The sequence below is a fragment of the Nocardiopsis sp. iso_25 genome (assembly GCF_056173305.1).
The window spans coordinates 5518735-5532225 of record NZ_CM149667.1 but is presented as its reverse complement, the minus strand read 5'-3'; the positions used below and the strand labels follow the sequence as shown (position 1 = coordinate 5532225).

The following is a 13491-nucleotide window of genomic DNA, read 5'->3' as shown; positions in this document are numbered from 1 at the left end:
CCACAAGCTGAGGCCGGTCCGGAGAACCATCCCTAACCGCACCCCTGCCGGGCCCCGTCCGAGGCGGGGCCCGGCTCCGGCGTCACACACGGGCCGAAACTGGTCACACCGAGTGACCGGCCTCGGCCTGTTCGTTCGCGCGGCACCGCTCCGGTGGGGCCGGGGGAGCGCTCAGCTGGCCTTGCGGGCCGATCCGCCGATCGGCATCGGCCGCACCAGGCCCAGCGCCACGACCTCGTTGGCCAGCCGCGTCCTGCGGTTCTGCCCCTCGGGGATGCGGAACTTCTGGTACAGCCGCAACAGGTGCTGTTTGACCGCCGCCTCGGTGACCACCAGCGCCTCGGCGATGTCCCGGGCGGTGGCGGGGGCCACGAAGGCCTCCTCCGACAGCGCGGGCTGGCACAGCGCGGTCAGCACGTCCAGCTCCCGGCGGGTCAGCTCGGGGGCGGCGCCGCGGCGCAGTTCGATGTCGGGGCTGATCTGCTCCTTGGGCAGTCCGCCGACCCGGCAGCGCGCGGTGCCGAAGCTCACCACGTCGCCCTCCTCCAGCACCCGGCGGGCGATGGGGCGGCCGTTCACCCGGGTCCCGTTGCGCGACAGGCCCAGGTCCACCACGTAGACGTAGGGGCCGCGGCGGACCAGTTCGGCGTGCAGCTGGGAGACGCTCGGATCGTTCAGCCGGATGTCGGCGCCCTCCCCGCGGCCGACCGTGGTGACCTCACCGGCGAGCTGGCGTATGTCCCCGGTCTCTTCGACGCGGAGGTAGGGCCCGTCCACGGTGGTTCCTCCCGGAGTGGGGTGGCGCTGCCGGTGGGGGTGCGGGCGACGGTGGTGGAGGGAAGGCTGTCGTGGGGTGACGGTTCGGTCTACGCGTGGAGTGGGCTTCATGGGGGTGGTCCTCGCTCACCGGTGCACTCATCTCCAGCTTGGTTACCCGGGCGGTAAGCGTTCTACGCGCTTACTCCGGAGTTAGACGGATAAGACGTGCAAATACGGCTCTGTTGCCGAACCGGAAGCGGGAAACGGTCATGGGCGTTCGGGGCCCGAGCCGGGCCGTTTCCGTGAGCCCTGAGGAGTCGGCGGTCCGGATCACTACAATGGGCGCAGTCTCTCCCGGACGGGAAGCCTCGCTTCCCGCGCGGCGCCGCCGAAACCCTCACGGACGCGAGCCTCCGGAGCGGTGTTCGGTTTTCGGACAGCCAGTCCTCGACGGATGACCGGTCCGTGCCAGTTCCCGGGAGAAGACCGTGAACGAGCCGCGAGGCGGCCAAGCACATTCGTAACCGAACGGGTCGGGACGCGGTGGACAAGGCGGGGCAGGCGGATTTGGCGGACGCGGACGAGGGCGCGCCCGGTGCGAGGGCACCCGGCGGTGCGGCCCGCGGCGGGCGGGAACCCGAGGGGGGAGCGCCGGGCGGGGACGGACCCGAGGGGCCGGAGCCCGGCGGCGGCTCCGCCAGGGGCTCAGGGGCAAATTCCGGGGAGGTGGCGCGGGAACCGACCGCGGAGGGGCCCGAGGCGCCGTACTGGCTCTCGCAGGTGCCCTACTTCCTGGTCATGTCGGCGCTCGCGGCGGGGACCGTGGTCGTGGCCGCGGCCTACTTCAAGCGCGGACCGGCGATCATCGCGGGCGCGCTGCTGCTGGCGGCGACCTTCCGGGTGCTCCTGCCCCGGGACTGGGTCGGGATGCTCGCCGTGCGCCGCCGGTGGATCGACCTGCTCACCCTGACCACCCTCGCGGTCCTGCTGATCGTGCTGGCATGGGTGGCGCCGCAACTGTCCGCTTAGGCGTCGAATAAGCTTGACGTCGAGATACCGCGACACCGAGAAGCTACCTGCCCGCCGGGGAGCACGGACCCCGGGCGGGACCGGTGGACCGCCGGGTGCGCGGACCGGCCTCCGGCCGCGAGCCGGACACGGGCCCGCGGCGCACGAGGCGGCAGCGAAGACTGAAGGGACAGCCACACAGCCATGGCCAAGATCAAGGTCGAGAACCCCGTAGTCGAGCTCGACGGCGACGAGATGACCCGGATCATCTGGTCCTTCATCAAGGACCGTCTGATCCTCCCCTACCTCGACGTCGACCTGAAGTACTACGACCTGGGCATCGAGGAGCGCGACCGCACCGACGACCAGATCACCGTCGACGCGGCCAACGCCATCAAGGAGCACGGCGTCGGCGTCAAGTGCGCCACCATCACCCCGGACGAGGCCCGGGTGGAGGAGTTCGGCCTCAAGAAGATGTGGCGGTCGCCCAACGGCACCATCCGCAACATCCTCGGCGGCGTCGTCTTCCGCGAGCCCATCATCTGCGAGAACGTGCCCCGCCTGGTCCCGGGCTGGACCAAGCCGATCATCATCGGCCGCCACGCCCACGGCGACCAGTACAAGGCCACCGACTTCAAGGTGCCCGGCCCCGGCACGGTCACCATGACCTACACCCCGGCCGACGGCAGCGAGCCGGTCGAGTTCGACATCGCCAACTTCCCCGAGGCGGGCGGCGTCGCGATGGGCATGTACAACTTCCGCAAGTCCATCGAGGACTTCGCGCGCGCGAGCCTGAACTACGGCCTGGACCGCAACTACCCGGTCTACATGTCCACCAAGAACACGATCCTCAAGGCCTACGACGGCATGTTCAAGGACGTGTTCCAGGAGATCTTCGAGACCGAGTTCAAGGACCGCTTCGACTCCGCGGGCCTGACCTACGAGCACCGCCTCATCGACGACATGGTCGCCGCGGCGCTCAAGTGGGAGGGCGGCTACGTCTGGGCCTGCAAGAACTACGACGGTGACGTGCAGTCCGACACCGTCGCCCAGGGCTTCGGCTCCCTCGGTCTGATGACCTCCGTCCTGCGCACCGCGGACGGCCGCACGGTCGAGGCCGAGGCCGCCCACGGCACGGTGACCCGCCACTACCGCCAGCACCAGCAGGGCAAGCCCACCTCCACCAACCCGATCGCCTCCATCTTCGCGTGGACCCGCGGCCTGGAGCACCGGGGCAAGCTCGACAACACCCCCAAGGTCGTCGAGTTCGCCAACACCCTGGAGGACGTCGTCATCAAGACCGTCGAGGGCGGCCAGATGACCAAGGACCTCGCGCTGCTCGTCGGCGGCGACCAGGAGTTCCTGACCACGGAGCAGTTCCTGGCCGCGCTGGACGAGAACCTCGCCAAGCGCCTGGCCTGAGCCCCCGCGCTCCGTCCGCGCGGCGGTGCACGCGGCGGGCCCGGACCCGGACGGTCCTGATCCGGACCGTCCGGGTGAGACCTCGCTCACGCCCGGTCGCCCCTCGGGGCGGCCGGGCTTCGCCGTGTCCGGGGCGGGCGGGGCCCGCCTCCGAGGGGGTCGGGGTGTCGCAAACGCGGCCTTCGCGGGGTTCTGGGCCCGCGGTCGGCCAAAGTTTCCCGGCGTGTTTCCGGTGTTCGGCGTACATGCGCGGGTCGGCGGTGGCAGGATGGCAACGCCGGACCACCGCAGAGGCCCGAGGGTGCGACATAGGCCACGTGCACAGGATTCGCACCTTAAGCGAACTTTGACCTATTGTGGAGACGTGCCGGTGAGAATCGGCAGGCCAGAGCGGGTTTCGGCTCCTCTGCCACTGTGACCGACGTGCCGGCCGTGCGCCCGCTGGGGGGTAGGCGCGCACAGTACGGAACGTCACGAAGAAGGGCCCGTCGCTCAGGCGACGGGCCCTTCGCCTTTCCCCGGACCGACCGCCTTTCCACGACCCGCGGCGGTCCGGAGTCCGGCCTACTCCTGGAAGGCGCTCTCGGGGATCGGCTCCCCGGCCCGCATGGCGGCGAACATCTCCTCGGAGCGCGCCTCGTCCCAGATCACCACCGAGCCGACCCCGTCCAGCGTGGGGGTCTGGCCCACGGGGATCGCGGTGGTCTGCGTACCGCCGCGCATCGCCAGGAGCATGCTGCCCAGGTGCCGCAGGTCGTCGCCCTCGTCCACCATGAAGGTGTCGGTGCCCGCGAGCACCAGCGGGACGGACTCGAACGGGTTGAACAGCGTGGAGGGCGCGCTGGCCGTCTGGACCAGCGCCGAGAAGAACTCGCGCTGGCGGGCGATGCGGTCCAGGTCGGCGCGCGGCGTGGCCCGGGTGCGCACGTAGCCCAGGGCGGTGCCGCCGTCCATCGTCTGGCAGCCCGCCTCGATGTCCAGCCCGGCCTTGGGGTCGGCCATGGCCTCCTCCGGGCACAGCTCCACACCGCCCACCGCGTCCACGATGTCGACGAAGCCGCCCATGCCGATCTCCACGTAGTGGTCGATGTGCACGCCCGAGGCGCGCTCGAAGGTCTCCACGAGGGGGGCGGGGCCGCCGCAGACCTCCTCGCCCGCGTCGTTCGTGCCGCACACGGTGTCGGCGAAGGCGGTGTTGATCTTGTTGTCGGCGTAACCGGGGACGGCCAGGGGCACGTAGGAGTCGCGGGGGACGCTGACGATGGTGGGGTCGCCCTCGTCGGGGATGTAGAGCACCATGATGGTGTCGGTCCGGCGGCCCTCGGCGTAGCCGGTGGCCATCTCGTCCATCTGCTCCTCCGACAGGCCCTGGCGGCTGTCGGAGCCGACGACCATGTAGGTCGTGCCGGGCTGCCCGTCCGGGCGGCCCTCGTAGTCCAGCAGGGCCTCCACCCGCTCCAGCCGCGAGTTCGCGTACACGTAGAATCCGCCGACGAAGACCAGGGGAACGACCAGCACCAGCACCAGCACGGTCACCGTGACGGTGGTGGCCAGCCGCCGCTTGCGCTCCTTGCGCCTGCGCTCGATGCCGCGGCCGTCGTAGACGCGTCCGGCGCTGTGGGTGCGCCGGGACCTCTGGGACTGCTGAGGCCTCTGGGACCGCCTCGGCCGTACGGGGGGCACGTCCTCGGCGGGCGGGATCCGACGCGTCTCGCCGACCACCCTCTGCTCGGACTCGCGCGGGCGGTAGAGCTTCTCGAACTCGTCCGGCCTGCCCGGGGACCCGCCGCGCCGGAACACGCCCTGTCTGTCGTGCTCGCCGGTGCGGCCGGGGTCGTCACGGTTCCGTCGGTCAGCCATCGCATCGCCCATCTGCTCAGCGTCGTGGATCGCCTCGTCGCTTACTTCCACCCTGTGTGATCGCGAAAAGGGTAGCGGGGTTCGGCGCAATGTCCCGGTTCGGCCTCCGGGAACCCCGAGGGCTCCCGCCGCGCGACCGCCTCCGCACCGGGTCCGGGCCCGGGACCCGTCGGCCCGACCGGCTCAGCGCAGCCGGTGGGCGCCCGCGGAGGGCACGGCGGCGCGCACGCGCGGGGGGACCCGGCCGTCGGCGCGAAACTCCCGGGCCAGCGCCTCGCCGATCCCCTCCACCCGCTCCTCGGCGGCCAGGGCCAGCACGGTCCCCGCCCAGCCCGACATCCGCACCCCGCGCGCCCCGGCCCGCGCGGCGGTCTCAGCGGCCAGCTCCACCTCCGGCGTGGGCAGCCCGAAGCCGCGCAGGGACAGGTGGGAGGCGGACAGGACCGGCCCGACCTCCCCGAAGCGCCCGGCCCGCAGCAGCCCCACGGCCGCGTTGAGCCGGTGCACCTCGGTCACCGCGTACTCGACCCGGCGGCGCAGCACGGGGTCCGGCAGGCTCGCCAGCGCCCCGGACAGGTCCTGGACGGCGCGCAGCGGCCCGAGCGTGCGCTGCGCGCGCTCCAGCTCGGCGGAGCGGGCCGCGCGCAGGTCGCGCCGGGGCAGGGCTCCGGTGTCCACCACCACGAGCCTCAGCCCGGCCTCGGCGAGGTCGAAGGGCAGCACGGTGGTGCGCAGGCTCCTCAGGTTCACCCGGACCGCGCACCCGGGACGGGCCGCCAGGGCCACCCGCTGGTCGGCGGTGGCGCCCTCGGGCGGGGGACCGCCGCCCAGGTCGGCCAGGGCCAGCGCCACCGCCGCGCCCACGGCGGCCGTGTAGCCCAGGGAGGCGTGTTCTGGCAGGTCCGCGTCCAGCACCGCGCGCACGCCCGTGTCGCCGTCCAGTACGCCCGTCCGGCGCGCGGCGGCCACGGCCCCGGCCACGGCGCGCGCCGCCGCGTCCCGGGGGCGCAGCGGGCCGCTCGGGGCGGCCACGTGCACGCCCGGGTCCGGAGCGGTGCCCACGGCGGCCGTCACGCCCCAGGGCAGGGCGGCGTACAGCCCGGCCCCCGCGCCGGCCGCGGTGTGCTCGCCCATGACCGCCAGACGCCCGGGCGCGTGCCACACGCCCGCGGGCGGCGTCTGGAACCGTGCCCGGAACCGACCGACCAGTGCGTCGGCGTCCGGCGCCTCCTCGGGCCAGGCCCCCCGCGGACCCGCCGACCGCACACCCAACACGGCACGCAGCCGCGCCCCCGCGCCCCCCACCGAGGCCTCCTTCCGCCGGACGGTTCTCCGTCCCCAAGTCTGCCCAAGGCCCGGACGTGTCCGTGATCACCCCCGCTGAAGCGCTTCGTCCCCGTCGGGGGGTGTGCGCCGCCGGACCCGGCACGGAGGCTTCACGGGGGAGCGCGGCACCGCTACGGTTACGGGCCACCGGTGACCGCGCGGCCGCGCGGGGTAGGGACACGGGTGACACGTGCGACGGAGAGGGAGGCCGCGTGGCCGCAGCGCTGGACAGGGCCAGGGACACCGGCAGGCACTACCGGAACCTGGGCATGGACACGTACTGGGAGCTGCGCAGGCGCAGGCCCGCCGTCGACCACCTGGTCCGGGCCTACGAGCGCTACGCCGACCGCAACGGCAACCAGCTGGCCGGCGCGGTCACCTACTTCGCCTTCCTGTCCTTCTTCCCCCTGCTGGCGCTGGCCTTCGCCGCGGTCGGCTACCTCGCCGCCGTGCAGGTCGAGGTGGGCGACTACCTCCAGCAGGCGCTGGACGGCGTCCTGCCCGGGCTGTCCGGGCAACTGCCCATCGACGAGATCGCCCAGGCCCGCGTGGGCGCCGGTGTCATCGGTGCGCTCGGTCTGCTCTACGCGGGCCTGAACGCGGTGTCCGCGCTGCGCGAGGCCCTGCACTCCATCTGGCTCAAGAACCTCAAGGAGGGCCCCAACCTCCTCCTGCGCAAGCTGGCCGACCTGCTGGTCATGCTGGGCCTGGGCGCGGCGCTGCTGCTCGCGGTGGCCTTCACCAGCGTCGCCCAGGCCGCCACGCAGTGGCTCCTCGGGCTGGTGGGCCTGGACGGCTCCCTCCTGGCCAACCTGTCCCTGCGCGCGCTGGCCCTGGTCATCGCGGTCGGCGCCAACATGGCGATCTTCGTGCTGGCCTTCGCGCTGCTGTCGGGCAGCGGGCGGCCCACGCGGATGATGTGGAGGGGAGCCCTGCTGGGCGCGGTCGGGTTCGAGGTCCTCAAGGCCGCGGCGGCGGTGCTGCTGGCCGGGACGCTCAGCAACCCCGTATACGCGTCCTTCGCCGTCCTGGTGGGGCTGCTGGTGTGGATCAACCTCGTGATGCGCCTGGTGATGTTCAGCGCGGCGTGGACGGCCACGTGGCTGCCGATGCCGCCGCCCTACACCGGCTCCCTGCCCCTGCCGGAGGAATACGGCATGGACTGGACCCGCCCGGACTGGGCCACGGGGGTTTCGGCGCGGGTGTCGGCGAGCGAGGAGGCCGAGCGCCGCCGGGCCCGGCGCGCGCTGGCCGGGATGTTGTCCCTGCTGGGGGCGGTCGGCGCCGCGGGCACCGCGGCGTGGGCGCTGCGCCGACGCGGCGGCGACCGCGCGTAGGCGCTCCGGCGACGCGCCCGAAACAGAAATTCTTTCCACGGAATTCGTATGAAGCGAGGCGATTGTCCCGTATGTGTGCGGTGCGTGAGGGGTAGTCCTCCCCTGTCCCGGTTGACCGGTTCTCCGGGGCGCGACGGTGCGACGGCCGAGGACGGCCGCAAACACCCCCTTCGGAGGGCAGATGGGAATCGCATTCAACTCGTCCGAACGCGCGACGATCGGAGTGGAGTGGGAACTCCAGCTCGTCGACCGGCGCAGTCGGCACCTGAGGCAGGAGGCGCCCAAGCTCCTCGCCGAACTCCCCGAGCTCAGCTCCGACTCCGCCCCGCCGCTGCGCCACGAGCTCATGCAGTCCCAGGTGGAGGTCGTGACCGGGATCTGCGAGACGGTCGAGGAGGCCAGGAGCGACCTGGGCCGCAACCTCGACCGCATGAGGGAGGTCCTCACGCCCTGGGGGACCACGCTGACCTGCTCGGGGACCCATCCCATCGACGACTGGCGCGACCAGGAGCTCAGCCCCGGCAAGCGCTACGGCGAGCTGGTCGAGCAGATGCAGTGGCTGGTCCGGCGCATCCTGACGTGCGGTGTCCACGTCCACGTCGGCGTGCGCGACAGGGACAAGGCCATCCCCATGGTCAACGCCCTGTCGCGCTACCTGCCGCACTTCCTCGCCCTGAGCGCGTCCAGCCCGTTCTGGGGCGGACAGGACACCGGCCTGGCCTCCTCCCGGTCCGTCATCTTCGGCACGCTGCCCACCGCGGGGCCGCCGCCGAACCTCCCGCACTGGGCCGCTTTCGAGGAATACCTCGAAACGCTTCTCCGGGCAGGTACCATCGCCTCTATCAAGGAAGTGTGGTGGGACATCCGTCCGCACCCTGATTTCGGCACCATCGAGATCCGGATGTTCGACGGTATTCCCACCCTGCGCGAGGTGGGAATGGCCGCCGCGCTCTCTCAGAGCCTGGTGGAGCTGTTCGATCACCAGCTCGACCGCGGGTACGGTCTGCCCAGCCCGCCGTCCTGGGTGGTGAAGGACAACAAGTGGCGTGCCACCCGCTACGGACTCGACGCTCGTGTCATCACGGACGCGCGCGGAACCACGGTTCCGCTCCGCGACGACCTGTACGAGCTGGTCCGCGAGCTGAAACCGGTCGCGACCCGCCTGGGTTGCGCCGAGGACCTGGACCTGATCTCCGAGATCCTGGACAAGGGCGCCTCCTACGAACGTCAGCGCGCGGTCATCGCCGAGGGCGGGTCGCTCGACGACGTCGTGGACATGCTCGCCGCCGAGCTCCAGGGCGGTCCTCCCACCCGCGCAAGGGTCGGTGCCGGCGACGGAGCCGGTACGCGCTGAGACGTGGAGAAGAGGGGACCCTCGCATGCAGGGACATGACCTGCCGGAACAGTTGACCGCTTTCCTGGCGCGGCACGGGCGGGAGCTGAGCGGCTTCCGCCGGGACCTGCACATGCACCCCGAACTCGCCTTCGCCGAACACCGCACCACGGGGCGGATCGCCGAACGCCTGCGCGAGGTGGGCCTCGAACCGCGGGAACTGCCCCAGGGCACCGGTCTGGTCTGCGACGTCGGATCCGGCACCGGTCCCCTGGTGGCCCTGCGGGCCGACATCGACGCCCTGCCCCTGACGGACGAGAAGGACGTCCCCTACCGCTCCACCGTGCCGGGGGTCGCCCACGCCTGCGGGCACGACGTGCACACCACGGTCGTGCTGGCGGCCGGGGTCTTCCTGGCGCAGCTGGAGCGGGCGGGCGCGCTGCCCGGCCGGGTCCGCCTCATCTTCCAGCCCGCCGAGGAGCTCCCCGGCGGCGCGGTGGAGGTGGTCAACGCCGGTGCTATGGAGGGCGTGGACCGCATCTTCGCCCTGCACTGCGACCCCCGCCTGATGACGGGCCGGGTCGGGCTGCGCACCGGCGGCATCACCGCCGCCTGCGACCAGCTCATGGTGCGGCTGTCGGGCCCGGGCGGGCACACCGCGCGCCCGCACCTGACCTCCGACCTCGTCTACGCCCTGGGCAAGGTCGTCACCGAGCTGCCCGCCGCGCTGTCGCGGCGGATCGACCCCCGGGCCGGGTTCAGCCTGGTGTGGGGCAGGATCAGCGCCGGTTCCGCGCCCAACGTCATCCCCGACGACGCCGTCGCCGAGGGCACCGTGCGCTGCCTGGACGACGAGGCCTGGCACGCGGCCCCCGACATCATCAAGGGGCTGGTGGAGTCGGTGGCCTCGGCCTACGGCGCCGAGGCCGAGGTGACCTACCGGCGGGGCGTGCCGCCCACCATCAACGAGGCGACCAGCGTGGCCCTCATGCGCGAGGCCGTCGCCGCCGCCCTGGGCCCCGAGGCGGCGGCCTCCACCCCGCAGAGCCTGGGCGGCGAGGACTTCGCCTGGTACCTGGAGCACGTCCCCGGCGCGCTTGCCCGCCTGGGCACCCACTCCCCGGACTGGGACGGGCCCATGCTGGACCTGCACCGGGGCACCTTCGACGTGGACGAGCGCGCCATCGGCACGGGCACCCGCTTCATGGTGACCACCGCGCTGACCGCGCTGTGGGACAGCTCGCGCCGCGACACCCGCGTGGGCACCGAGGAGGCCATGGCCTGAGGCGGCCCGCGGGCGGGGAGCCCCCAGCCGCCGCGCGCACCGCGGCGGACCCCAGCGCGCCAGAGCGCATAGCACCGCCCGGCTCCCCGCCCGCCGACCCGCCGTACCGCTCCCGCCCGCCGCCCCGGCCGTCCGGCGCGGCGACCCGCGTCCGCCTGTCGGAGCGGCTCCCCGGCTGGTGGCATCCTGAATCCATGAACCAGCCACTCACAGTCGACCAGATCCGGCGGGCGCCGAAGGTACTGCTGCACGACCACCTCGACGGCGGGCTGCGCCCGGCCACCGTCGTGGAACTGGCCCGGGAGACCGGCTACACCGGTCTGCCCACCTACGACGCGCAGGAGCTGGGGCGGTGGTTCCGCGAGGCCTCCGACTCCGGCTCGCTGGAGCTCTACCTGGAGACGTTCGCGCACACCACGGCGGTCATGCAGACCCGTGACGCCCTGGTGCGGGTCGCCGCCGAGGCTGCGGAGGACCTGGCCGCCGACGGCGTCGTCTACGCCGAGCAGCGCTACGCCCCCGAGCAGCACCTGGAGGCCGGGCTCACCCTGGAGGAGGTCGTCGAGGCCGTCCAGGAGGGCCTCGAACTCGGCCAGAAGCGCGCCGCCGACCAGGGGCGCAGCATCCGCACCGGCCAGCTCGTCACCGCCATGCGCCACGCCGCGCGCTCCTCGGAGATCGCCGAGCTGGCGGTCCGCTACCGCGACGCGGGCGTGTCCGGGTTCGACATCGCGGGCGCCGAGGCCGGCAACCCGCCCACCCGGCACCTGGACGCGTTCGAGTACCTGCGCCGGGAGAACTTCCACTTCACCATCCACGCGGGCGAGGCTTTCGGCCTGCCCTCCATCTGGGAGGCACTTCAGTGGTGCGGGTGCGACCGCCTGGGCCACGGCGTGCGCATCATCGACGACATCGACACCGACGGCGGCGCCCCGCGGCTGGGCCGCCTGGCCCAGTACGTGCGCGACAAGCGGGTGCCGCTGGAGATGTGCCCCAGCTCCAACGTGCAGACCGGAGCCGCGGAGTCCATCGCAGACCACCCCATCCGGCTCCTGCGCGACCTGCGCTTCCGCGTCACCGTCAACACCGACAACCGCCTCCAGAGCGGCACCAGCCTGTCGGAGGAGTTCGCCCGGCTCTCCGAGGCCTTCGGGTACGGCTGGGACGACATCCAGTGGTTCACGGTCAACGCGATGAAGTCGGCCTTCCTACCCTTCGACGAGCGCCTGGCGCTGATCAACGGGGTCATCAAGCCCGGCTTCGCGCAGCTGAAGTGGACGACCTCCTGATGGACGGTCCCAACCCCACCACCCACTACTCCACCTTCACGAGGGTGGCGGCGATCGTGTGGATCGTGATCGCGGCCCTGCTGCTGGTGGACGTGCTCCTGCGCGGCGAGGGCCGCCAGGCCTGGATCGCGGGGGCCCTGCTGATCACGACCGTCTCCGCGGTGTACCTGGTCTGGCTGCGCCCGCGCGTGGTCTCCACCGAGCGCGGCCTGAGGGTGGTCAACCCGCTGCGCGAGACCTTCGTGCCGTGGGCGGCGGTGCTCTGGGTGGACGTCACCGACGTCCTGCGGGTGCACACTCCCGGGGGCGTGGTGCGCTCGTGGCCGCTGCGCGAGACCAAGCGCCAGCGGGTCCGCGACAACATGCGCCGGGAGGGGGGGTTCCTCGATCCGGACGACGACGGGGACCCCGCCTCCACGCGTCCGGTGGACCTGGCCGCCCGGCAGCTGCGCCAGGACGCCGAGCGCCACAAGGCGCGCCCGCTCAGCGGGCCGGTCAGGGACGTGGACGAGGCGGGCCCCGCCGCGCTGGGCGCGCAGGACGAGCCCCAGACCATGGTCCCCCTGGAGGTGATCGTGGTCATCGGCGCGACCGCGGCCCTGCTCGCGGCGGTGTTCCTGCTGGCCTGAGCGCCGACCCTCCCGGATCCGACCCGGCCCCACCCCCGTGTGGCGGCCGGGTCCGCCATGTCGGGGGTTGACGCGCCCTCCGAGTTCTGGTTAGGTAAGGCATGCCTAAGGGAGAGTGTTCCGGGCGGACGACTTCGCGCGGATGGCCGTCCGCCCGGACCTTGCCCGAGGGTGACGCGCGCGGTTCAACTGAATAACGGAAGTACAAGGTGCCCAGGTCGCGAGTCCAACGGGATCTGCGGGGATTCCGCGCGGCGCGGGCACCGGGGCAAGCACTGCCTCCGACCGGAACCCGGTCGGTACCGTCCACCCCAGGCCTCGGGGTGTACGCTCGCCACGCCGGTACCGGACGGGCCCGGTCGGAGGCGCCCCACCCCCATCCCCACCCCCACAGCCGTCGAGGCCGGATCCCTAGGCCTGGCCGATCACCCTGTTGAGCAGCTCGCCCAGCCTGCGGGCCCGCTGCGTGACCACCTCCAGGGCGCGCTCGGCCTCGAAGGGCTCGAACACCGTCCCCACGGCGTCGTTGCTGACCACCGCCAGCCCCAGCACCTCGGCGCCCGCCTCCACCGCCGCGACCGCCTCCAGGGCGATCGAGTGGCCCACCAGGTCCGCGCCCGCCTGGCGCAGCACCTTCAGCTCCGCCGGGGTCTGCGTCTGCGGCCCCGTCGTGCACACGTACACGCCCTCGGGGACCGAGGCGTCCGCCTCCTGGACGGCCCGCCGCAGCCGGGGGCTGTAGGCCGACGACAGGTCCACGAACGAGGGCCCCACCAGCGGCGACCGGGCGGTCAGGTTGATGTGGTCGCGCACCACCACGGGCTGCCCCGTGGCGAAGTCGGTGCGCAGCGACCCGGCGGCGCCCGTCAGCACGGCGGTCGCCGCACCCGCGGCCACGCCCGTGCGGACCGCGTGGGCCACCTCCAGCGGGCCGCGGCCCTCGTAGAGGTGCACGCGCCCCATGAACACGATGACGCGCTTGTCGCCCACCCACATGCTGCGGACCTTGCCGGAGTGCCCCTCGGCGGCGGGCTCGTGGAAGCCGGGAAGGTCGGTGGCGTCCAGCTCGATGTCGTACGAGCCCAGCGTGTCCACCGCGCCCGCCCAGCCCGAGCCGAGCACCACCAGCGCGTCGAAGCTGTCGGCACCGGTACGGGACAGGAGTTCGCGCGCCGCGTCGGCCGCCAGTTCCCCGGCCTCGCCGGCCGTCCTCGGCTGCTGCTCTGGTTCCGTCACACGACGG

At 72.8% G+C, this 13491-nt stretch carries 11 protein-coding genes; 7 read left to right on the top strand and 4 right to left on the bottom strand.

Annotated features, from left to right (window positions below):
* Positions 1–171: 171 nt before the first annotated feature.
* Positions 172–777, bottom strand: coding sequence for an FHA domain-containing protein (locus tag AC0VX6_RS23780; RefSeq protein ID WP_274974730.1), 606 nt, complete (start codon positions 775–777; stop codon positions 172–174).
* 525 nt (positions 778–1302) lie between these two features.
* Between AC0VX6_RS23780 and AC0VX6_RS23775 the strand changes: the two genes are divergently transcribed.
* Both AC0VX6_RS23775 and AC0VX6_RS23770 read left to right on the top strand, forming a co-directional pair.
* Complete coding sequence (locus tag AC0VX6_RS23775; protein WP_475466120.1) at positions 1303–1788, top strand: DUF3017 domain-containing protein; 486 nt, start codon at positions 1303–1305, stop codon at positions 1786–1788.
* Positions 1789–1971: 183 nt separating this feature from the next.
* Positions 1972–3189 (top strand): NADP-dependent isocitrate dehydrogenase, encoded by a 1218-nt coding sequence (locus tag AC0VX6_RS23770; protein ID WP_013154964.1) that lies wholly within the window; start codon positions 1972–1974, stop codon positions 3187–3189.
* Between the two features lie 564 nt (positions 3190–3753).
* On the opposite strand, the gene AC0VX6_RS23765 is transcribed toward AC0VX6_RS23770, so the two are convergent.
* The gene (locus tag AC0VX6_RS23765) at positions 3754–5049 is read right to left on the bottom strand and encodes an LCP family protein (protein WP_274974728.1); all 1296 of its coding nucleotides are present in this window, start codon (positions 5047–5049) and stop codon (positions 3754–3756) included.
* Between the two features lie 183 nt (positions 5050–5232).
* Positions 5233–6354 carry a galactokinase family protein gene (locus AC0VX6_RS23760; RefSeq protein ID WP_274974727.1) on the bottom strand — a complete coding sequence of 374 codons (1122 nt, stop codon included), beginning with the start codon at positions 6352–6354 and terminating at the stop codon, positions 5233–5235.
* 233 nt (positions 6355–6587) lie between these two features.
* On the opposite strand from AC0VX6_RS23760, the gene AC0VX6_RS23755 reads away from it, so the two are divergent.
* The 5 genes from AC0VX6_RS23755 to AC0VX6_RS23735 all read left to right on the top strand — a co-directional run bounded on the left by AC0VX6_RS23755 (position 6588) and on the right by AC0VX6_RS23735 (position 12248).
* Positions 6588–7712: a YihY/virulence factor BrkB family protein gene (locus AC0VX6_RS23755; RefSeq protein ID WP_475466118.1), complete on the top strand. Its 1125-nt coding sequence runs from the start codon at positions 6588–6590 to the stop codon at positions 7710–7712.
* 181 nt (positions 7713–7893) lie between these two features.
* Positions 7894–9066, top strand: coding sequence for a glutamate--cysteine ligase (locus tag AC0VX6_RS23750; protein ID WP_274974725.1), 1173 nt, complete (start codon positions 7894–7896; stop codon positions 9064–9066).
* A 25-nt stretch (positions 9067–9091) separates the two neighbouring features.
* Positions 9092–10330, top strand: coding sequence for a M20 family metallopeptidase (locus AC0VX6_RS23745; protein WP_274974724.1), 1239 nt, complete (start codon positions 9092–9094; stop codon positions 10328–10330).
* 194 nt (positions 10331–10524) lie between these two features.
* A complete protein-coding gene (locus AC0VX6_RS23740; RefSeq protein WP_212642816.1) occupies positions 10525–11619 on the top strand; it encodes an adenosine deaminase in 1095 nt (364 codons plus the stop codon).
* Positions 11619–12248 carry a PH domain-containing protein gene (locus AC0VX6_RS23735; protein WP_274974723.1) on the top strand — a complete coding sequence of 210 codons (630 nt, stop codon included), beginning with the start codon at positions 11619–11621 and terminating at the stop codon, positions 12246–12248. Before AC0VX6_RS23740 ends, AC0VX6_RS23735 begins: the two co-directional genes overlap by 1 nt.
* A gap of 411 nt (positions 12249–12659) precedes the next feature.
* On the opposite strand, the gene AC0VX6_RS23730 is transcribed toward AC0VX6_RS23735, so the two are convergent.
* On the bottom strand, positions 12660–13484 hold the full coding sequence (locus tag AC0VX6_RS23730; RefSeq protein ID WP_274974722.1) for a purine-nucleoside phosphorylase: 825 nt from the start codon (positions 13482–13484) through the stop codon (positions 12660–12662).
* Positions 13485–13491: the final 7 nt, after the last annotated feature.